Origin of the sequence: Streptomyces sp. NBC_01216, from assembly GCF_035994945.1 — a bacterium.
Classification (GTDB): domain Bacteria; phylum Actinomycetota; class Actinomycetes; order Streptomycetales; family Streptomycetaceae; genus Streptomyces.
The window spans coordinates 2,069,970-2,090,968 of sequence record NZ_CP108677.1 but is presented as its reverse complement, the minus strand read 5'-3'; the positions used below and the strand labels follow the sequence as shown (position 1 = coordinate 2,090,968).

Genomic DNA, 20,999 nt, shown 5'->3' with positions numbered 1-20,999 from the left:
GGACCTCGTCGTGTGCGGCTGGGGGGCGTCAGTCGCGCTCTCCGCCGCCCAGGTGGTGCACCCGGACCATGTTCGTGCTGCCCGGCACGCCGGGGGGCGAGCCGGCGGTGATGACCATCGTGTCGCCCTTGCCGTAGCGCTGGAGCTTCAGCAGCTCCGCGTCGACCAACTCGACCATGGCGTCGGTGGTCGCCACGAACGGCGCCAGGAAGGGCTCCACGCCCCAGCTCAGGGTGAGCTGGTTGCGGGTCGTCTCCTCGGTGGTGAAGGCCAGGATCGGCTGGGTCGCGCGATAGCGGGACAGGCGCCGGGCGGTGTCACCGGACTGGGTGAAGGCGATCAGCGCCTTGCCGCCCAGGAAGTCCGCGATCTCACAGGCGGCACGGGCCACCGAGCCGCCCTGCGTCCGCGGCTTCTTGCCCGGGACGAGCGGCTGGAGGCCCTTGGAGAGCAGTTCCTCCTCGGCCGCGACGACGATCTTCGACATCGTCTTCACGGTCTCGATCGGGTACGCGCCGACGGAGGACTCCGCCGAGAGCATGACCGCGTCCGCGCCGTCCAGGATCGCGTTGGCCACGTCGGATGCCTCGGCGCGCGTGGGACGCGAATTGGTGATCATCGACTCCATCATCTGGGTGGCGACGATGACCGGCTTGGCGTTGCGGCGGCACATCTCCACGAGGCGCTTCTGCACCATCGGGACCTTCTCCAGCGGGTACTCCACCGCGAGGTCGCCGCGGGCCACCATGACCGCGTCGAAGGCGGCGACCACGGCCGCCATGTTCTCGACGGCCTGCGGCTTCTCCACCTTGGCGATGACGGGGACCCGACGGCCCTCCTCGTCCATCACCTTGTGGACGTCGTTGACGTCGTCCGCGTCGCGGACGAAGGAGAGCGCGACCATGTCGCAGCCCATCCGGAGGGCGAAGCGGAGGTCCTCGACGTCCTTCTCGGACAGGGCCGGGACGTTCACCGCCGCGCCGGGCAGGTTGATGCCCTTGTGATCGGAGATGACGCCGCCCTCGACGACGATCGTCTTCACCCGCGGGCCCTGGATCTCGATGACCCGGAGTTCGACGTTGCCGTCGTTGATCAGGACCTGGTCGCCCTGGGACACGTCGCCGGGCAGGCCCTTGTACGTGGTGCCGCAGATGGACTTGTCCCCGGGGACGTCCTCGGTGGTGATGGTGAACTCGTCACCCCGCACCAGCTCGACGGGACCCTCCGCGAAGGTCTCCAGACGGATCTTGGGGCCCTGGAGGTCGGCGAGCACGCCCACGGCGCGGCCGGTGTCCGCCACCGCCCTGCGGAGACGGTCGTACCGCTCCTGGTGCTCTGCCTGGGTTCCGTGGCTCATGTTGAATCGGGCCACGTTCATACCGGCCTCGATGAGAGCCTTCAGCTGCTCATACGAGTCGACGGCGGGGCCCAGCGTGCAGACGATTTTGGAACGGCGCATGAGGCGGATCCTATCGGTTTGTTTCACTCCGGAATATTCCGTCTGGTGGAATGTACAAATGGGCGGTGGTCCGCTCAGGCGTTCACTTCCTCCACCAGGGCGAAGCTCTGCCGGGCGATCTCCAGTTCCTCGTCCGTCGGGACCACGGCGACCGCCACGCGGGCGTAGTTCGGCGAGATCAGCCGCGCCTCGTCGGAGCGCACGGCGTTCAGGCCCGAGTCCACCGTGAGGCCGAGCTCCTCGAGTCCGGCGATCGCCGCCTCCCGCACCGGGGCCGCGTTCTCCCCGACGCCCGCGGTGAAGACCACCGCGTCCACCTTCCCCAGAATCGCGTAGTAAGCCCCGATGTACTTCTTCAGGCGGTGGATGTAGACGTCGAAGGCGAGCGCCGCCCGCTGGTCGCCCTCGTCGATCCGGCGCCGGATCTCCCGCATGTCGTTGTCGCCGCAGAGCCCGACCAGACCGCTCTTCTTGTTCAGCAGCACGTCGATCTCGTCGGTCGACATCCCGGCGACCCGCTCCAGGTGGAAGGTCACCGCCGGGTCCACGTCGCCCGAGCGCGTCCCCATGACCAGACCCTCCAGCGGCGTCAGCCCCATGGAGGTGTCCACGCACCGCCCGCCCCGGACGGCCGAGGCGGAGGCGCCGTTGCCCAGGTGCAGCACGATCACGTTCACCTCCTCGGGTGCCCGGCCGAGCAGCCGCGCCGTCTCGCGCGACACGTAGGCGTGCGAGGTGCCGTGGAAGCCGTAGCGCCGGATGCGGTGCGCGTCGGCGGTCTCCACGTCGATCGCGTACCGGGCCGCGTGCTCCGGCATCGTCGTGTGGAAGGCCGTGTCGAAGACCGCCACCTGGGGCAGGTCCGGACGCAGCGACCTCGCCGTACGGATCCCGGTCAGGTTCGCCGGGTTGTGCAACGGGGCGACCGGCACCAGCCGCTCGATCTCGGCCAGCACCTCCTCGTCGACGACCGTCGGCGCGGTGAACCGCGACCCTCCGTGCACCACCCGGTGCCCGATCACGGCCAGTTCGGGGGAGTCCAGTCCGAGTCCGTCCGCGGCCAGCTCCTCGGCCACCGCCTTCAGCGCGGCCACGTGGTCGGCGACCGGGCTCGTCCGCTCGCGCCGCGCACCGCCCCCGCCCTGGAGCGGGGTGTGCACCAGCCGCGAGGTCTCCTCACCGATCCGCTCCACCAGCCCGACCGCCAGCCGGGTGTGCTCGCGCATGTCCAGCAGCTGGTACTTCACCGACGACGAGCCGGAGTTGAGGACGAGGACACGAGAGGCGGTCATGCGGGGAACTCCTCACCCTGGGACTGGATCACCGTGATGGCGACCGTGTTCACGATGTCGCTGACGAGCGCGCCGCGCGAGAGGTCGTTGACCGGCTTGCGCAAGCCCTGGAGCACCGGTCCCACCGCCACGGCGCCGGCCGAGCGCTGCACGGCCTTGTACGTGTTGTTGCCGGTGTTGAGGTCGGGGAAGATCAGCACGGTCGCCTGCCCGGCCACCTCCGACTCCGGCAGCTTGGTGGCGGCGACGGAGGGCTCGACGGCCGCGTCGTACTGGATCGGCCCCTCGATGCGCAGCTCCGGATGGGACGCCCGGACCAGCTTGGTCGCCTCGCGCACCTTGTCCACGTCCGCGCCCGAGCCCGAGGTACCGGTGGAGTACGAGAGCATCGCGATCCGCGGCTCGACGCCGAAGCGGGCCGCGGTCGCCGCCGACTGCACCGCGATGTCCGCGAGCTGCTCGGCGTCCGGGTCGGGATTGACCGCGCAGTCACCGTAGACGAGCACCCTGTCGGCGAGACACATGAAGAAGACCGAGGAGACGATCGACGCGCCCCCGGAGGGTGTGCCCGGGGGCGGGGTGCCGGGCCTGGTCTTGATGATCTCGAAGGCCGGGCGGATCGTCGCGGCGGTGGAGTGCACCGAGCCGGAGACCATGCCGTCCGCCAGCCCCTCCTCGACCATCAGCGTGCCGAAGTAGTTCACGTCCGCCACCATGTCGTAGGCGAGCTCGACGGTGACGCCCTTGTGGGCGCGCAGCGCCGCGTACGTGTCGGCGAAGGCGTCCCGCAGTTCGGAGGTCTGCGGGTCGATCAGCTGGGTCGTCGACAGGTCGATGCCCAGGTCCGCGGCCTTCTTGCGGATCGCCTCGACGTCACCCAGCAGGGTCAGGTCGCAGACGTCGCGCCGCATCAGCACGTCGGCCGCCCGCAGCACCCGCTCCTCGCCGCCCTCGGGCAGCACCACCCGCCGCCGGTGGGCGCGGGCCCGCTCCAGCAGCGCGTGCTCGAACATCATCGGGGTGACCCGGCCGCTGCGGGCCACCGAGATCCGCTTCAGCAGGTCCGCGGAGTCCACGTGCCGTTCGAACAGGCCGAGCGCGGTCTCGGCCTTGCGTGGGGTCGCCGCGTTCAACTTGCCTTCGAGGGAGAAGAGTTCCGTGGCGGTGGGGAAACTGGTGCCCGGCACCGAGAGGACCGGCGTACCGGGTGCGAGCCGGGCCGCCAGCGTCAGCACCGTGTCGCTGGGCCGCTCGTCCAGGGTGAGCAGCACACCGGCGATGGGCGGCGTACCGGACGAGTGCGCGGCCAGCGCGCCGACGACCAGGTCGGAACGGTCTCCGGGGGTGACGACGAGACAGCCGGGGGTCAGGGCGCTGAGGAAGTTCGGCAGCATCGCGCCGCCGAAGACGAAGTCGAGGGCGTCCCGGGCCATGCCCGCGTCGTCACCGAGCACGACCGAGGCGCCGAGCGCGTGGCTGATCTGGGCGACGGTGGGGGCTGCCAGCGCCGGCTCGTCCGGCACTACGTAGCAGGGGACGGGCAGCCGGCTCCCGAGGCGTTCGGCGATGGTCGCGCGGTCCTCGGCGGCCACCCGGTTGACGATCATGGCGAGCACGTCGCAGCCGAGTCCGTCATAGGCGCGGTAGGCGTTGCGCGTCTCGGCCCGTACGGACTCGGCGGTCTGACCCTTGCCGCCCACCACGGGTATGACGGAGGCGCCGAACTCGTTGGCCAACCGGGCGTTGACGGCCAGCTCGTCCGGGAGCTGGGTGGCGGCGAAGTCGGTGCCGAGGACCAGCACGACCTCGTAGTCACGTGCCACCGCGAGGAAGCGGTCGACGAGCCGGGAGACCAGCTCGTCGGTACCCTGTTCGGCCTGGAGCGCGGACGCCTCGAGATAGTCCATGCCGAGGACGGTCGACGGGTCCTGGGAGAGCCGGTAGCGGGCCCGCAGCAACTCGAACAGACGGTCGGGGCCGTCGTGCATCAGCGGCCGGAACACCCCCACCCGGTCCACCTGGCGGGTCAGGAGCTCCATGACCCCCAGCTCGACGACCTGCCGGCCGTCCCCGCGGTCGATCCCGGTCACGTACACGCTGCGCGTCACGCCGTGGTCTCCTGTCCCGTTTCCGTCAGCCGAGTGCGTTCAAGACAGCTCGATGGAGTGGCAATGCCCTCTTGACAATACCTCCGTGGCTGGATAGGACGCCCGCCGGACGCGGGGTCCGGAAAGGGCTCCCGAACGTGCGGGAGCCCGGTGGGGACAAGGCCGTCCGGCTCCGCCCGCGAGCCCCCCGCGCCGAGCGGGAGCCCTCCCTCCGGACCGGGTACGGAGCGCCCGCGGAAGCCGTTCGCGGGCCGCCCGGAGACCTGTCCTCCCGTGCCCCGCGCGGCACTCCCGGGCCCCGCGCCGGCGGCCCGGGAGCCGGACGCGCCGGGCCGCCGGGCACGCGGACCCCCCTCCGGGCGTGTGAGAATCGGCAGGGCTCACTCGTTCCGCTACCCGAGCAGGAGACACAGCACGATGCGCATCGGAGTTCTCACCGCAGGCGGTGACTGCCCTGGCCTGAACGCAGTGATCCGGTCGGTCGTGCACCGTGCCCTCACCGGCCACGGAGACGAAGTCATCGGCTTCGAGGACGGGTTCAAGGGCCTCCTGGACGGGCATGTCCGCCCCCTCGACCTCAACGCCGTCAGCGGCATCCTCGCCCGCGGCGGCACGATCCTCGGCTCCGCCCGGCTTGAGCGCAACCGGCTCGCCGAAGCAGCCGCCTCCGCACCGGAGTTGGCCAGGGAATACGGCATCGACGTCCTCATCCCGATCGGCGGCGAGGGCACCCTGACGGCCGCCCGGATGCTGTCCGACGCCGGTATGCCCGTCGTCGGCGTCCCGAAGACCATCGACAACGACATCTCCGCCACCGACCGCACCTTCGGCTTCGACACCGCGGTGGGCGTCGCGACCGAGGCCATAGACCGCCTCAAGACCACCGCCGAGTCCCACCAGCGGGTGATGGTCGTCGAGGTGATGGGCCGTCACGCCGGCTGGATCGCCCTGGAGTCCGGCATGGCGGGCGGTGCCCACGGCATCTGCCTTCCCGAACGCCCCTTCGAGGTCGACGACCTCGTGAAGATGGTCGAGGAACGCTTCTCCCGGGGCAAGAAGTTCGCGGTCGTCTGCGTCGCCGAGGGCGCGCACCCGGCGGAGGGCTCCATGGACTACCAGAAGGGCGAGATCGACCAGTACGGTCACGAGCGTTTCCAGGGCATCGGCAACCGGCTCGCCGTCGAACTGGAGCGGCGGCTGGGCAAGGAGGCCCGGCCGGTCATCCTCGGCCACGTGCAACGCGGCGGCACGCCGACCGCCTACGACCGCGTCCTCGCCACCCGCTTCGGCTGGCACGCGGTGGAGGCGGCGCACCGGGGCGACTTCGGCCGCATGACGGCGCTGCGCGGCACGGACGTCGTGATGGTGCCGCTCGCCGAGGCCGTCACCCAGCTGAAGACGGTCCCGGTGAACCGGATGTCCGAGGCCGAGTCGGTCTTCTGACCGGACGCCCCGCCTGACGGTCGCACCCTCGGCCGCGTCTCGGTCCCGCCCTCGGACGTGTGCCGGCCGGAGGCCGTGCCGCCCCGTCGCGGACCGCTTCGCCGTGGCTCGGGCTGTCCCCGTGCCCTTGCGGGGCCCGGTCGGAGTCGCCGGATTCCGCCCTTGATCCGGAGGATGCGATCGACGAGGCTTGGACCGTCCCGGACACGCCACCGGCTCCGTCCGGGAGGCGTCCGGGGACCTTGGAAGGGGAGGGGCGGCGTACGCGCATGACCGAGCCGGACCACCACCGGGAGGACGCCGGAGCGGACCCGGCTCCGGAAGCGGGCGGCGATGCCGAGGCCCGCTTCGACATCGACATCGACATCGACATCGACACCGATGTCGATGTCGAAGCGGGTCGGCGGTGGCCCGCCGTGCCCGACCCCGGCCCCGCGCCCCCGAGCCCCGCGCCGCGGATACGGCGGGCGCTCGTCGCGGTCGTGGCCGTCGCCGGGCTCGTCCTCGCGGCGCTCAGCCTCATTGTCGCGCTGGTCCACCACGGCCCGCCGGAGGGAAGGCGGGCGCCGATCCCGCCGACACCCGTGGCCGCCGGGGCCTGAGGGAACGCTCGGCCCGCCTGGACGGTCTCCGCTCCGGAACGGACGCGGAGGGCCGGGAGGCCGGTGTGCCGGCGGGAGTGCCCCGGTGTCGGGAGTGCTCCGGTGTCACGGACCCGCTGCCAAGCGGTCGGCTCCGGAAGTCCTTCGGGGGTTGGTTGCGCGGTCCACGACTTGCTGCGCGTCCCCGATGCGGGATGCGTGAGTCCGTTGTCTGTCCTGGCTCCTTCCTGGTGACTTGCGACAGTCCAGGCCGGCGGCTTGCCGGCTCACCAGGCGGGGCGGATCGGCCCCCGTGGCGTAAGCCGGGTCAGGTCGGCGACAAGTTCACTGAAGCGCGCCTCGCCCAGCGACTCTCGCCATGGTGCGACGGCAGTCCGGGCCGCCTGGTCGGCGGCGCGAGTGGCTGCCCAGCCGGCCTCGGTCAGCCCCAAGAGCCGGGCGCGGGCGTCGTGGGGGTGTGGATGCCGCACCACGTATCCCTTGCGGACGAGCTCCTCGACCAGCTGGGCGGCGGCCTGCTTGGTCACCCCGAGGTGCTCGGCCAGGTCGGCCGTAGTGGCGTCGCCCAGGGAGATGCGGGCAAAGGCGAAGCCGTGTGCAGGCCGTAGGTCCTCGAATCCCTGCTGGGACACGCGAGCGTGGATCTCCTGCGCCAACTGTCCGGAGAGTGCCAGCACGAGTGCGGAGAAGGCCAGAGCGTCATCCATGGGCTTGACTATAACTCGTCAAGCTGCTTGTCTTTATGGACAAGTAGCTTGTCTATAAGGAGCCTGGTATGCCTTTCATTCGCAGTGGCGAAGCCGTCGTGCATGAGATCCACGGTGCCCGCTTCGTTTCCTACGTGCGTCCTGGCACGGGCAGCCGGGACCTCGCCTCCTGGCGCGGCGAGATTCCGGCCGGAACGGTGGGTCCGGCTCACATGATCAGTCACGAGGAGACGTTCTACGTTCTGTCCGGTCGACTCCGGCTCGCCATCGGCGCCGAGAGCGCCGAACTCGGCGTCGGTGACGCGGCGGTGGCTCCGGCAGGCTCCGAGCTGTCGGTTGCCAATACCACCGACCAGCCCGCGCACATCTGGGTCACTACACGTGTCGGGCTCAGCGCCGAGCTGGCCGACGGCAGCACCATCACGCCGCCCTGGACTCACTAGGCCGAGTACGTCCTGTCCAGCGACGAGAAGGCGTCCGTCCACCCGCTGTCGCTGCCGTCCGACCCTGGCCCGGGTCCGGGACCGGGTCCACCTCCGGCCTGGACGAACTGCCGGCCCGGCTCGATCGGCACACCACCGATCACCACGAAGAACCCTCCGTCGCACCAGCGGCCTGATCGACCCCCGAAGGACTTCCGGAGTCGTCCGCTAAGCGTCGGCCACCTCCCAGAAGTGATCCACGATCCGGTCCAGATAGGCACGGCCCGAGTCGCCGCTGTCGCCGGAGGCGCCCCAGCTGCTCGTGGCCGCCATCCGGGCGTGGTAGTCGGTGTGCAGCCGCTGCAGCGCGGTCTCCAGCACGCGTTTCTGCAGCGGCAGCATCTTGACCAGGGGTCGGACGTATGCCTGCCATCGGGTGGTCGCCGCGTCGCGGAGCAGGCCCGCGAGGTCCGCGTCCCGGCCGGTCGCCGTCAGGAGCGCGCGCGGCCCGAGGTCGAGCGCCTGGGCGAGCGCCGCGGTCTGGCGCTCGTTGCCGCGCCAGCGCCCGGACTCCTCCATCCGCAGGTAGGCGGCCGGCTCCAGCCCGACCCGGCGTGCCAGGTCCTCCGGTGCGAGGGAGCGGGCCATCCGGCACTCGCGCAGGGTGGTCGCGGCGGCCAGCAGATCGCCGGGCGCGCACCACAGGACCCCCGCGAGCGCGGTCAGCTCCTGGGGGGTCGGGGCGAGGCGGCCACGCTCCCAGGCGACGACGGTCTCGGGATTGACGAGGAGCCCGTACTGGGCCCGCAGACCGTAGGCGACATGACCCGGGGCCATGCCGAGGCCCTCGCGCAGGCGGCGCGCGGCGACGGTGTCGAACGGGGGAGAGGGTGGGGACTGGGGTTGGTGCACGGCGTCACAGTAGGTGCGGAACGTCACCGTTGGCTACGGTGCGTTCAGCCAAGGCCGGATGTCGTAGGAAGAGGCGAACCCACGGGTAACTCAACGCGCCCGGTCACTCACGGTGGGTCTTCGCGCGTAGACACCGGACGGTCGGCGGACGGTGGCGACGGCGCGGGGCGCCCACCGCGCGGTATCAGAGCCTCAGAGCCCGTCGGGTGGCCTTCGGACGACAGGCTCTCAGGGGGTGGCGCCGGGCGCGCTGGTCCAGCGGTACCGGAGTTCCGGCCGGCCGATCTGCCCGTACCGCGGTGCCCGCGCGGCTCTGCCGTCGGTGACGAGGTGCTCCAGGTAGCGGCGGGCGGTGATCCGTGAGATGCCGACGGCGGCCCCCGCCTCGGCGGCGGTCAGCCCGTCCGGCGCGTCCCGCAGCGCGCGGGTGACGGCCCCCAGCGTGGGGGCGCTGAGCCCCTTGGGGAGCGTCACGGGATGAGGGGTGCGGAGCGTGGCCAGGGCCCGGTCCACCTCGTCCTGCCCCGCGGCCTCGCCCGCGGTGGCCCGGAACTCCGCGTAGCGGGTGAGCCGGTCCCGCAGGGTCGCGAAGGTGAAGGGCTTCAGTACGTACTGGACGACGCCGAGGGACACGCCCTCGCGCACGATCGCGAGATCGCGGGCCGAGGTGACGGCGATGACGTCGGCCCCATGGCCCCCGGCGCGCAGTGAGCGGAGCAACCGGAGGCCATGACCGTCGGGGAGGTACAGGTCGAGCAGGATCAGATCGACCGGTGTGCGCTCCAGGAACCGCGCGGCGGCCGTCCGCGAGTGCGCGACCCCGCTGACGGTGAAGCCGGGCACCCGTCCGGCGTAGAGCGCGTGCGCGTCGGCGGCGACGGGATCGTCCTCGACGACGAGGACACGGATGGACGGGCTGCTCATGCGGTCACCTCGGTGGGAGCGGGGCCGCCGTGTTCGGCCCGGTACGGGAGGCCGGTGGCGGATGGCCGGTGCGGCCGGCGGTGTCGGGCGGGGGTACCGGGCGGCCGGGCCGTCCGGCGACGGGGAGGGCCGTGGGCCGGGGCGCCCGGGGCAGCGGCAGTCGTACGGTGAACTCCGCTCCGCCCTCCCGGGCCGTGCCCAGGCTCACCGAGCCACCCGCGCGGGTCGTCGCCTGGCGGACCAGGGCGAGGCCCAGGCCGCGACCGCGCCCGTGGGTGGACCAGCCCCGTTCGAAGACCGCGCGCCGGGCGTGCTCGGGTACTCCGGGGCCGTTGTCGGCGACGCGGATCAGCAGCTCCCCGTCGCAGGCCAGAGCGGTGACCGTGACGCGTGGCCCGGGGGCGCCGGAGCCCTCCCGGGCCGTCGGCCTCCCGCGCACGGGCTCCTCCGCTCCGTCGTGGCCGGCTCCCTCTGGCCCGGCTCCGTCGTGGCCGGGGACATCCGGCCCGCCGCCCCCGCTCGGGAGGCCCGCGGGCCGGCCCGCCGCCTCGACCGCGTTGTCGATCAGGTTGCCCAGGACGGTCACCAGGTCGCGCGGCGGCACCGTCGAGGGGAGCAGTCCGTCGTCGATGCGGCTGTCCTCGGTCAGGACCAGCTCCACGCCCCGCTCGTTCGCCTGGGCCGCCTTGCCCAGCAGCAGGGCCGCGAGCACCGGTTCACCCACCGCGTCGACCACACGGTCGGTCAGTGTCTGGGCCAGCTCCAGTTCCGCCGTGGCGAAGCCGACCGCCTCGTCCACCCGGCCGAGCTCGATCAGCGAGACCACGGTGTGCAGCCGGTTCGCCGCCTCGTGTGCCTGCGAGCGGAGCGCCTGGGTGAAGCCCCGCTCGGAGGTCAGCTCGCCCGAAAGCGCCTGGAGCTCGGTGTGGTCGCGCAGGGTGACCACGGTCCCGCGCCGCTCTCCGCCGACCACCGGACCGGTGCTGACCACCAGCACCCGGTCGGCGGTCAGGTGCAGCTCGTCGACCCGCGGTTCCGCGGCCAGCAGCGCACCGGTCAGGGAGGCGGGCAATCCCAGCGCCGCCGCCGGCCGTCCCACCACGTCCGCGTCCAGGCCGAGCAACTCGCGCGCGCCGTCGTTGACCAGCGCGATCCGGCGCCGCCCGTCCAGCATCACCAGCCCCTCGCGTACGGCGTGCAGCGCGGCTTCGTGGTAGTCGTGCATCCGGCTCAGCTCGGCCGCGTTCATGCCGTGGGTGTGGCGCCGCAGGCGGGAGTTGATCACGTACGTGCCGATGCCGCCGAGCAGCAGAGCCGCCCCGGCCATCCCCAGCAGCGCCGCCACCTGGTCCCGCATCTGTTCACTGATCCTCTCGACCGTGATCCCCGCGCTCACCAGCGCGATGACCCGGTCGCCGTCGAAGACCGGCGCGACGGTGCGCACCGAGGTCCCGAGCACGCCGCGGTGGGTCTCGGAGAACGTCTCCCCCCGCACGGCCGGCCCGGTGTGGCCGATGTAGGTGTGTCCGATCTGGCCCGGCTCCGGATGAGTCCAGCGGGTCCCGTCCGGCGTCATGACCACCACGAACGTGACCCCCGCGTGGTGCCGCAGCGCCTCCGCGTAGGGCTGGAGCAGCGCCGTGGGCCGGTCCGAGCGGACCGCCTCGGCCACCGCGGGGGACGCCGCCACCGCCGTGGCGATGGCGCGGGACTGCCGCCGGGCGTGCTCCTCGGCCTGACCGCGGTCGGTGACATAGGCGAAGACGGCGCACCCGGCCACGACCGCCGCCACCAGCACGACCTGCATCGCGAAGAGCTGGCCGGCGAGGCTCCGGGGCCGGGGGAGGGGTACGCGCATGCGGGTAAGTGTGCCCGGCCGGATGCGCGGCGGACCCGGCTCGTCCGCATCCCGGCCCGCCGGGACCCGCTCGCGTGCGAACGAAACGCACGCAAGGGTGACCCCGGTCACAGGCTGATGGATAGTCGCGGGGATCCACCGGGACGTGGACACCCACCAGCACGAGGAGGACCCCCGTGGCCGCACAGCGGGACCGCACCCACTACCTGTATCTCGCCGTCATCGGCGCCGTACTGCTCGGCATCGCCGTCGGCTTCCTGGCGCCGGGCGTCGCCGTCGAGCTCAAGCCGCTGGGCACCGGCTTCGTGAACCTGATCAAGATGATGATCTCGCCCATCATCTTCTGCACGATCGTGCTCGGTGTCGGCTCGGTCCGGAAGGCGGCGAAGGTCGGCGCGGTCGGCGGGCTCGCCCTCGGGTACTTCCTCGTGATGTCCACCGTCGCCCTCGCGATCGGCCTGCTCATCGGCAATCTCCTGGAGCCCGGCTCCGGGCTTCACCTCACGAAGGAGGTCGCCGAGGCGGGGTCCCATCAGGCGGAGGGCGCGAGCGAGTCCACGGCCGACTTCCTCCTCGGTGTCATCCCGAAGACCCTGGTCTCGGCCTTCACCGAGGGGGAGGTCCTCCAGACCCTCCTGGTGGCCCTGCTCGCCGGGTTCGCGCTCCAGGCCATGGGGCGGGGCGGGGAGCCGGTCCTGCGCGGGATCGGGCACATCCAGCGCCTGGTGTTCCGCATCCTCGGCATGATCATGTGGGTCGCGCCCGTCGGGGCCTTCGGCGCCATCGCGGCGGTCGTCGGCGCCACCGGTGTCGACGCGCTGAAGTCCCTCGCCGTCATCATGATCGGCTTCTATCTGACCTGCGCCCTGTTCGTCTTCGTGGTGCTCGGCACACTGCTGCGGCTGGTCGCCGGCGTCAGCATCCTGAAGCTGCTGAGGTACCTGGGGCGCGAGTTCCTGCTCATCCTGTCGACCTCCTCGTCCGAGTCGGCGCTGCCGCGGCTCATCGCGAAGATGGAGCACCTGGGTGTCAGCAAGCCCGTCGTCGGCATCACCGTGCCGACCGGCTACTCGTTCAACCTGGACGGCACCGCGATCTACCTGACCATGGCCTCGCTCTTCGTCGCCGAGGCGATGGGTGATCCGCTCTCGCTCGGTGAGCAGGTCTCCCTCCTGGCCTTCATGGTCATCGCCTCGAAGGGCGCGGCCGGCGTCACCGGTGCCGGTCTGGCCACCCTCGCCGGCGGACTCCAGTCGCACCGTCCCGAACTGGTCGACGGGGTCGGCCTGATCGTCGGCATCGACCGTTTCATGAGCGAGGCCCGTGCCCTGACCAACTTCGCGGGCAACGCGGTCGCGACGGTCCTCGTCGGCACCTGGACGAAGGAGATCGACACGGCGCGCCTGACCGAGGTCCTCGCGGGCCGCGTCCCCTTCGACGAGAAGACGCTCGTCGACGACCACGGCCCGGCCGAGGTGCCGGACCAGCGGGCCGAGGAAGGCGAGGAGAAGGCACCGGCGAGCGTGTGACCGGCACGGTCCCGCCGCGCGGCCGGGGCTCCCGTGCCGCGCGGCGGACGGTCCCGGCCGAGCTGCTGCCGGGACCGTCCTCGCGCACGCCGAGGGCGCGCGTCAGGAGAAGGGGATGGTCAGTACGGAGCGGTCCCCGGTGCCGAGCGTGCTGGGCCCGTGGCCGATCGCGTTCCACACCTCGACCCGGACGCGGCCGTTCACCAGGTTCCCGTGCGTTCCGGTCGACGACTTCAGTCCGCGTGCCTGGGTGTAGTGCTCGTATCCCGGCACGGGATCGGTCGCGAAGTACTGGTATGTCTCGGTGCGTTCCCAGGTCCCGTCGCCCGTGCGGTCGTAACTCACCCTGACCTGCTGCCCGTTGGCGACCACCGTTCCGGCGTCCACGAACAGGTCGAACTGCGTGGAGCCGCCGTTGTACGAGCGGGTGACCGGTCCCGAGGTGAAGACCCGCGGGTTCGTCGGCGTCCCGTCGTGGTTGACGCCCCCCGCCGAGGCCAGCGTCACGGTGGACGCCGAGGTGGCGTCTCCGGCCCCGCCGCCCGGCCGGAGGTACAGCCGCGAGGACCCGGAGGGCGGCGGCGTGGTGGGTGGTGTCGTCGGCGGGGTCGTCGTGGAACCGCCCCGTGTCCACACCGCCACGTAGTCCACGAGCATCGGCCGGCCCGGCACCGTCGCGGCGGTCGGCGTCCTCCCGGCCAGCGCGTCCGGGAAAGCCCCGCCCATCGCCACGTTGAGCAGGATGAAGTACCCGGCGTGGCTGGTCATGTCGGCCCAGGCCGCGGCGCCCACCCGGTTCTCGTCGACACTGTGGAAGAGCCGTCCGTCCACGTACCAGCGCAGCGCGTTGGGCGAGACCGAGCGGTCCCATTCGAAGCGGTAGGTGTGGAAGGCCGACTGGCAGGTGCTGTCGGGGCAGGCGCGGGAGGCGCCGATGCCCGTGGTCTCGCCGCAGGGGCCGCCCGGGTTCACGCCGCAGTGGAGCACGCCCCAGACCGAGTCGAGGCCGTTGACGTTTTCCATGATGTCGAACTCGCCGATGGCGGGCCAGTTCCAGTGGTTGCCCCGGTACGGCGCGCCCAGGGCCCAGAACGCCGGCCAGTAGCCGAGCGCCGCGTCGCCGGTCACGTCCGGCATCCGGATGCGTCCCTCGATGCGCAGCGTGCCGCCCGCGGGCGCCTTGAAGTCGGCCCGCCTGGTCTCGATCCGGGCCGAGGTCCAGTTGCCCGCGCCGTCCCGGAGCGGGGTGATGCGGAGGTTGCCGTTGCCGTCGAGGCGGAGGTTGTCGGGGTTCGCGGTGTAGTCCTGGATCTCTCCGGTGCCCCAGTTCCCCGGGCCGCCGGGGTAGCCGTGACCGGTGTCGATCTGCCAGTCGGCCGTGTTCGGCAGGGAGCGGTCAGGGCCGTCGAAGTCGTCGCTCCACTGGAGCGACCAGCCGGGGGCCGGCGGGACGGCACCGCTGGCGCTGCCGGCCCCGCCGCCCAGGCCGAGCAGCGCCCCGGCGGCCAGCGCCGAGGCGAGCAGCGAGGCGAGCACGGGCGTTCGGCGGGCGCGGGCGCGGTGGGTGCGGACGGGCCGGACACGTCTGAAGCGGCTCAAGGCGAACACCTCCGGAAGGATGGTGCGTGGCGGGTGGGAGGACGGGCGGTGCGCATGCCGAAACATGCTGAGAGCGCTCTCAGGAGGCTTTTGTAGTTGGAGACACCGCACTCGTCAATGGGTCCGGCGCCTTCGACCCTCGAAGGCCCCGTTCGCTCGACTCCTGCCTGGCGCAGCCGAGTCGGGGCCTTCGCGGGGTCGAATCCCGCACCTGTCCGCACCCGGAGCCCGCACCGTGACCGGCGCTCCCGCACCCGGCACCCGGGGGCGTCGCGCACGGCCCGGCCGATCGGACCGGGCCGTCCCGTCCGGCCCGCGGCACCGCGCCCGTGCCGTCCTTGCCTTGACGTCGGCGTCAAGGCGTACCTTCGGGGCCATGCGAATCGGCGAGCTTGCCGAGCGGGCGGGAACCACCACGCGGACTCTGCGTTACTACGAGTCCCGGGGTCTCCTGCCCTCCCGGCGGACGGAGAACGGCTACCGCACCTACGACGAGGACGACCTGCGCCTGATCCGGCAGATCCGGACCCTCCAGGATTTCGGCTTCGAACTGGAGGAGACGCGGCCCTTCGTCGACTGCCTGCGGGCGGGGCACCCGGCGGGCGACGCCTGCCCGGCGTCGCTCGACGTGTACCGCAGGAAGCTGGCCGAGCTCGACGGGCTCGTCGAACTGCTCCAGGCGGCACGCGCGCAGGTCGCCGCGCAGCTCCTGCGGGCCGAGGCGGCACTGCCGGGCGGTCCGGAACCCACGTGCGAACTCGGAGGATGAGGACATGATGCGGACGACGGGCGTCACCGAGGTGACGGAGGCGGACTTCGAGGCGCGGGTCCTGGCCGCGGACGGCCCGGTCCTGGTGATGTACACCGCGGACTGGTGCGGGCCGTGCCGCCAGCTGGGGCCGGTCCTCGGCGCGATCGCCGCGGAGCGGGAGGGCCGGCTGGAGATCGTCCGGCTGGACGTGGACCGGAACCCGGGGGTCACGGTGCGCTACGGCGTTCTGGCGACGCCCACGCTGATGGTGTTCCGGGCGGGCGAGCCGGTGAAGTCGATGGTGGGCGCCCGCCCGAAGCGACGGCTGCTGGAGGAACTGGACGACGTCCTGGAACCCGCCTGACCGGACCCGGGCCCACCCGCCGGGGCCCCGGCCCGGCCCTCTCCGTGACGCACAAAAATACCCCGACGAGTAAATTGACAGTCGGGGCGTCGCATCGCGTATATTCATGGGTTCCGTGTTTATGCGCAGCAAATACACGGAGATGTCGAATAAACGCACTGTATCGCGCCGGGAGTCGAATTGTCAACCGAAGAATTTCGGAATGAGCAGAAATTCATCACCGAGCTCTACGCACGACTCGACGACCTGAGGGACCAGGCAGAGGCGGGTGTCGCCACCGCCCTGGCCACCCCCGGCGAGGGCAGCGCCCAGGCGCGCCTCGAACGGGACGTCATGGTCGCCGAGCAGTCCGGGCTGCTCGCCGCCCTCAACGCGGGGGAGACCGGCCTCTGCTTCGGACGCCTGGTCTTCCGGGACGGACGCGACCACCACATCGGGCGCATCGGCCTGCGCGAGGACGACCCCCAGCGCACCCCGCTCGTCGTCGACTGGCGCGCCGAGGTCGCGCGTCCCTTCTACCTCGCCACCGGCCACGAGCCCATGGGACTCAGCCGCCGCCGCCACATCACCACCCAGGGCCGCGAGGTGACCGCCCTCCACGACGAGGTGCTCGACCTCGCCGACCGCACCCGTACCGGCCACGAGAACCACGACGCCGACGAGGTGCTGCTCGCCGCGCTCGACGCCGCCCGCACCGGGCGGATGCACGACATCGTGCAGACCATCCAGGCCGAGCAGGACCGGCTCATCCGCTCCTCCCACCGAGGCGTCCTGGTCGTCGAGGGCGGCCCCGGCACCGGAAAGACCGCCGTCGCCCTGCACCGGGCCGCCTACCTCCTCTACGCCCACCGCGAGCAGCTCGCCAAGCGTGCCGTGCTGATCGTCGGACCCAATCCCGCCTTCCTCGGCTACATCGGCAACGTCCTGCCCTCCCTCGGCGAGACCGGTGTCCTCCTCGCCACCCCCGGCGAGCTGTACCCCGGTGTCCGCGCCACCGGTACCGACACCCCCCGCGCCGCCGCGGTCAAGGGCGCCGCCACGATGGCCGAGGCGCTGGCCCAGGCCGTACGGGACCGCCAGCAGGTACCCGAGCGCGACGAACCCCTGCTCGTGCCCCACGACGACGGCGACCTCCTCATCACCTGGGACATGGCGCTCGAAGCCCGCCACAAGGCCCGTGAGACCCGGCTGCCGCACAACCTCGCGCGGCCCTACTTCGTGTTCCGGATCCTCGACGCGCTCGCCGAACAGCTCGCCGACCGCATCGGCGCCGACCCCTACGGCGGTCCCAACTTCCTCGGCCTGGACGACATCGCCCTGCTCGCCAAGGGCGTCGCCGCCAACCCGGAAGTCCACGCCGCCGTCGACACCCTCTGGCCCGCCCTCACCCCGGAGCGCTTCCTCGCCGACTACCTCGCCGAGCCCACCCACCTCACGGACGAGGACGCCGCCGCCGTCCGGCGCACCGCCGGCCCCTGGACCCCGTCCGACGTCCCGCTGCTCGACGAGGCCGCCGAACTCCTCGGCGAGGACGACTCCGCCGCGCGCGTCGCCGAGGAGGCCGAACGGCAGAAGCAGATCCGGTACGCACAAGGTGTCCTCGACGTCTCCTACGCCTCGCGCACCTACGAGTTCGAGGACAAGGAGGAGCAGGACAAGGACGCCTCCGAGGTCCTCTCCGCGCACGACATCATCGACGCCGAACGTTTCGCCGAGCGCCATGAGGAGGCCGACCACCGCAGTGCCGCCGAGCGTGCGGCGGCCGACCGGACCTGGGTCTTCGGCCACATCATCGTCGATGAGGCGCAGGAGCTGTCCGCCATGGCGTGGCGTCTGCTGATGCGCCGGAGCCCCACCCGCTCCATGACCCTGGTCGGCGACCCGGCCCAGACCGGGGACGCGGCCGGCGTCGGCGCCTGGGAGGAGATCCTCGCGCCGTACGTCGAGGACCGCTGGGAACTCGTCCGTCTCGGGGTCAACTACCGCACCCCCGCCGAGATCATGGCCGTCGCCACGGCGGTCCGGCGTGAGACCGACCCGGCTTTCGAGCCGCCGCGCTCGGTCCGCTCCACCGGCGTCGAGCCCTGGGAGCGGACCGTGCAGGACCCGGTGAGGGAGACCGCCGACGCGGTGGGGGCCGAACGTCTCGGCGAGGGCCGGCTCGCGGTCGTCGCCCCGCCCGCGCTGCACCCCGCCCTCACGGCCGCGCTCCCCGAGGCCGCGTACGGACCGGCGCCGGACCTGACGCGGCCGGTGGTCCTGCTCGACCCCCGGCAGGCGAAGGGCCTGGAGTTCGACACCGTCCTGGTCGTCGACCCGGACGCGATCCGGGCCGGCGACACGCACGGCGTCAACGACCTCTACGTGGCGCTCACCCGGGCCACTCAGCGGCTCGGCGTCATCCGCCGCGCCGCCCCGGGAGCCTGAGGACGGTTCCGCAGGGCCCCGCCGGCCCCGCCCCGGGGGGGATTGCCCCCCGGGCGGGGCCTCAGAGCCTGCCGGGTGACCTCCGACGGGGCGGTCAGGCGGGCCGCAGCCACACCGTCGCCAGCGGTGGCAGCGTCATCCGGATGCTCGCCGGACGGCCGTGCGAGGGCACCGTCTCGGTCTTGACCGGGTCGGTGTTCGCCACCCCGCCGCCGCCGTAGCGCGGGTCGTCCGTGTTCAGCGCCTCGTCCCAGGCGGCCACCGACTCCGGGACGCCCAGCCGGTAGTCGTGCCGCACGACCGGCGAGAAGTTGCAGACGGCGAGCAGCGGCGCGCCCTGCGCGTCGTGGCGCAGGAAGGCGAAGACGTTGTCCTCGGCGGCGTCCCCCACCACCCACGAGAAGCCCTCCGGGACGGTGTCGCGCTCCCACAGGGCCGGGGTCCTCCCGTACACCGTGTTCAGGTCCCTGACCAGGTCCCGCACACCCCGGTGGTCCGCCTCCGCGCCGTACGAGGGGTCCAGCAGCCACCAGTCCGGGCCGTGGTCCACCGACCACTCCGCACCCTGGGCGAACTCCTGGCCCATGTAGAGGAGCTGCTTGCCGGGGTGGGCCCACATGAAGCCCAGGTAGGCGCGGTGGTTGGCGCGCTGCTGCCACCAGTCGCCGGGCATCTTGGAGACCAGCGCGCGCTTGCCGTGCACGACCTCGTCGTGCGAGATCGGCAGGATGTAGTTCTCGCTGTACGCGTACACCATCGAGAAGGTCATCTCGTTGTGGTGGTACCTGCGGTGGACCGGCTCCCTGGAGACGTAGCCGAGCGAGTCGTGCATCCAGCCCATGTTCCACTTCATGCCGAATCCCAGGCCGCCGAAGCCACCGGGGCCGGCCTGGTCCGTCGCCCGGGTCACGCCGTCCCAGGCGGTGGACTCCTCGGCGAAGGTGATGATCCCGGGACACCGCCGGTACACCGTCGCGTTCATCTCCTGGAGGAAGGCGACCGCGTCCAGGTTCTCCCGGCCGCCGTGTTCGTTGGGCAGCCATTCGCCGTGCTCGCGCGAGTAGTCGAGGTAGAGCATCGAGGCGACCGCGTCCACCCGCAGCCCGTCGATGTGGAACTCCTCGCACCAGTACACCGCGTTGGCGACCAGGAAGTTGCGCACCTCCTTGCGGCCGTAGTCGAACTCCAGCGTCCCCCAGTCGGGGTGCGCGGACCGGCGCGGGTCCTCGTGTTCGTACAACGGGCGCCCGTCGAACTCGGCGAGCGCCCACTCGTCGCGCGGGAAGTGCGCGGGGACCCAGTCCATCAGGACGCCGATCCCGGCCCGGTGCAGCGCGTCGACCAGGAACCGGAAGTCGTCGGGGGTGCCCAGCCGGGCGGTCGGCGCGTAGAAGCCGGTGACCTGGTAGCCCCACGAGCCGCCGAAAGGGTGCTCGGCGACCGGCATGAACTCCACGTGGGTGAAGCCGAGATCGCGGACGTAGGCCGGGAGCTGCTCGGCCAGCTGCCGGTACGTCAGCCCCGGCCGCCAGGAGGCCAGGTGCACCTCGTAGACGGAGAGCGGCGCCTCGTGAGGGGGCCGGGCGCCGCGGGTCGCCATCCAGTCCGCGTCGCCCCAGGTGTAGTCCGAGTCGGTGACGACCGACGCGGTGTTCGGCGGGCACTCGGTGCGGCGGGCCATCGGGTCCGCGCGCAGCGTGTGGGAACCGTCAGGCCGGGTGATGTCGTACTTGTAGAGCGCGCCCGCGGCGATACCGGGCACGAACAGCTCCCACACACCGGTGGAGCCGAGCGAGCGCATCGGCAGACCGGTGCCGTCCCAGTGGTTGAAGTCGCCGCTGACCCGCACGCCGCGCGCGTTGGGCGCCCAGACGGTGAAGCGGGTGCCGGTCACCCCCTGGTGGGTGACCGGCCGGGAGCCGAGCGCCTTCCACAGCTCCTCGTGCCGGCCCTCGCCGATCAGGTGCAGGTCGAGCTCGCCGAGGGAGGGCAGGAAGCGGTACGGGTCCTGGACAGGGAGCTCGTCGCCGTCGTACCGCACCCGCAGCTCGTACGACGGCACCTTGCGCAGCAGCGGCAGGATGCCGGAGAAGAAGCCGTCGCCGTCGTCGTGCAGGACGGTCCGGCGGCCCTTGGCGAGGACCGCGACCTCGCGGGCGAAGGGACGCAGGACCCGGACCAGGACACCGCCGCGCACGGGGTGGGCGCCGAGCACGGCGTGCGGGTCGTGGTGCTCGCCCGCGAGCAGCCGGGCCCGGTCGGCCGCGTCGACCGGCGGCGCCGGCCGCGCGGCCGTCCGCTCCGGCTCGGCCTCCGCCCGCGGCGCGGGCGTCCGGGCGGCCTTCTTCGGCCGTGGCACCTCGTCGGTCGTCGTTCGGGCCGTCTTGCGTGCGGATCGGGCGGTCACGGGGATGCCTCCAGCAGCGGATTCGTCAGGATGGGTCGAGGGAGTCGCGGCGGTTCCCACGCAACCGCAACGTCGGCCGCGCCGCACAGGACACTCCGCCGAACGGGCCACGCGACCCGTACCGGCCTGTCTGGGGTCCGGCGGCGGGGCGGCCCTTGCGCCGAACGGGGTGCTCGGGGGTGCGGGCCGCGAGGG

The 20,999-nt window shown here is 72.3% G+C and carries 16 protein-coding genes; 7 read left to right on the top strand and 9 right to left on the bottom strand.

Going from position 1 to position 20,999, the window contains the following annotated elements:
- Nucleotides 1–28: 28 nt before the first annotated feature.
- The 3 genes from pyk to pta form a co-directional block, all read right to left on the bottom strand.
- Entirely contained in the window at nt 29–1,459 is a 1,431-nt protein-coding gene (pyk, locus tag OG393_RS08720; protein WP_327374057.1) for a pyruvate kinase, read from the bottom strand.
- A 74-nt stretch (nt 1,460–1,533) separates the two neighbouring features.
- The gene (locus tag OG393_RS08715; protein ID WP_327374056.1) at nt 1,534–2,751 is read right to left on the bottom strand and encodes an acetate kinase; all 1,218 of its coding nucleotides are present in this window, start codon (nt 2,749–2,751) and stop codon (nt 1,534–1,536) included.
- Nucleotides 2,748–4,859: a phosphate acetyltransferase gene (gene pta, locus OG393_RS08710; RefSeq protein WP_327374055.1), complete on the bottom strand. Its 2,112-nt coding sequence runs from the start codon at nt 4,857–4,859 to the stop codon at nt 2,748–2,750. The genes OG393_RS08715 and pta overlap by 4 nt, the downstream gene beginning before the upstream one ends.
- Before the next feature lie 417 nt (nt 4,860–5,276).
- On the opposite strand from pta, the gene OG393_RS08705 reads away from it, so the two are divergent.
- Together OG393_RS08705 and OG393_RS08700 are read left to right on the top strand one after the other, a co-directional pair.
- On the top strand, nt 5,277–6,302 hold the full coding sequence (locus OG393_RS08705) for an ATP-dependent 6-phosphofructokinase (RefSeq protein WP_327374054.1): 1,026 nt from the start codon (nt 5,277–5,279) through the stop codon (nt 6,300–6,302).
- A gap of 269 nt (nt 6,303–6,571) precedes the next feature.
- Nucleotides 6,572–6,904: a hypothetical protein gene (locus tag OG393_RS08700; protein WP_327374053.1), complete on the top strand. Its 333-nt coding sequence runs from the start codon at nt 6,572–6,574 to the stop codon at nt 6,902–6,904.
- Nucleotides 6,905–7,170: 266 nt separating this feature from the next.
- On the opposite strand, the gene OG393_RS08695 is transcribed toward OG393_RS08700, so the two are convergent.
- Complete coding sequence (locus OG393_RS08695) at nt 7,171–7,611, bottom strand: MarR family winged helix-turn-helix transcriptional regulator (protein ID WP_327374052.1); 441 nt, start codon at nt 7,609–7,611, stop codon at nt 7,171–7,173.
- A gap of 68 nt (nt 7,612–7,679) precedes the next feature.
- Here OG393_RS08695 and OG393_RS08690 point away from each other — a divergent pair, with 68 nt between their 5' ends.
- Complete coding sequence (locus OG393_RS08690) at nt 7,680–8,054, top strand: cupin domain-containing protein (protein WP_327374051.1); 375 nt, start codon at nt 7,680–7,682, stop codon at nt 8,052–8,054.
- Nucleotides 8,055–8,261: 207 nt separating this feature from the next.
- Here OG393_RS08690 and OG393_RS08685 read toward each other — a convergent pair whose 3' ends face one another.
- From OG393_RS08685 to OG393_RS08675, 3 genes are all read right to left on the bottom strand, one after another.
- The gene (locus tag OG393_RS08685; protein ID WP_327378359.1) at nt 8,262–8,870 is read right to left on the bottom strand and encodes a helix-turn-helix domain-containing protein; all 609 of its coding nucleotides are present in this window, start codon (nt 8,868–8,870) and stop codon (nt 8,262–8,264) included.
- A gap of 303 nt (nt 8,871–9,173) precedes the next feature.
- Complete coding sequence (locus OG393_RS08680; RefSeq protein ID WP_327374050.1) at nt 9,174–9,869, bottom strand: response regulator; 696 nt, start codon at nt 9,867–9,869, stop codon at nt 9,174–9,176.
- Between the two features lie 4 nt (nt 9,870–9,873).
- A complete protein-coding gene (locus OG393_RS08675; RefSeq protein WP_327374049.1) occupies nt 9,874–11,727 on the bottom strand; it encodes a sensor histidine kinase in 1,854 nt (617 codons plus the stop codon).
- A 176-nt stretch (nt 11,728–11,903) separates the two neighbouring features.
- Between OG393_RS08675 and OG393_RS08670 the strand changes: the two genes are divergently transcribed.
- Nucleotides 11,904–13,256, top strand: a complete 1,353-nt coding sequence (locus OG393_RS08670) for a cation:dicarboxylate symporter family transporter (RefSeq protein WP_327374048.1) — start codon at nt 11,904–11,906, stop codon at nt 13,254–13,256.
- 102 nt (nt 13,257–13,358) lie between these two features.
- On the opposite strand, the gene OG393_RS08665 is transcribed toward OG393_RS08670, so the two are convergent.
- Nucleotides 13,359–14,855, bottom strand: a complete 1,497-nt coding sequence (locus tag OG393_RS08665; protein WP_442817277.1) for a glycoside hydrolase family 16 protein — start codon at nt 14,853–14,855, stop codon at nt 13,359–13,361.
- Between the two features lie 376 nt (nt 14,856–15,231).
- Between OG393_RS08665 and OG393_RS08660 the strand changes: the two genes are divergently transcribed.
- The 3 genes from OG393_RS08660 (at nt 15,232) to OG393_RS08650 (ending at nt 18,397) form a co-directional block, all read left to right on the top strand.
- Complete coding sequence (locus OG393_RS08660; RefSeq protein ID WP_327374047.1) at nt 15,232–15,624, top strand: MerR family transcriptional regulator; 393 nt, start codon at nt 15,232–15,234, stop codon at nt 15,622–15,624.
- A gap of 4 nt (nt 15,625–15,628) precedes the next feature.
- Nucleotides 15,629–15,970, top strand: coding sequence for a thioredoxin family protein (locus OG393_RS08655; protein ID WP_327374046.1), 342 nt, complete (start codon nt 15,629–15,631; stop codon nt 15,968–15,970).
- A 180-nt stretch (nt 15,971–16,150) separates the two neighbouring features.
- Nucleotides 16,151–18,397 (top strand): HelD family protein, encoded by a 2,247-nt coding sequence (locus OG393_RS08650; protein WP_327374045.1) that lies wholly within the window; start codon nt 16,151–16,153, stop codon nt 18,395–18,397.
- A gap of 94 nt (nt 18,398–18,491) precedes the next feature.
- On the opposite strand, the gene glgB is transcribed toward OG393_RS08650, so the two are convergent.
- Complete coding sequence (gene glgB / locus OG393_RS08645) at nt 18,492–20,804, bottom strand: 1,4-alpha-glucan branching enzyme (RefSeq protein ID WP_327374043.1); 2,313 nt, start codon at nt 20,802–20,804, stop codon at nt 18,492–18,494.
- Nucleotides 20,805–20,999: the final 195 nt, after the last annotated feature.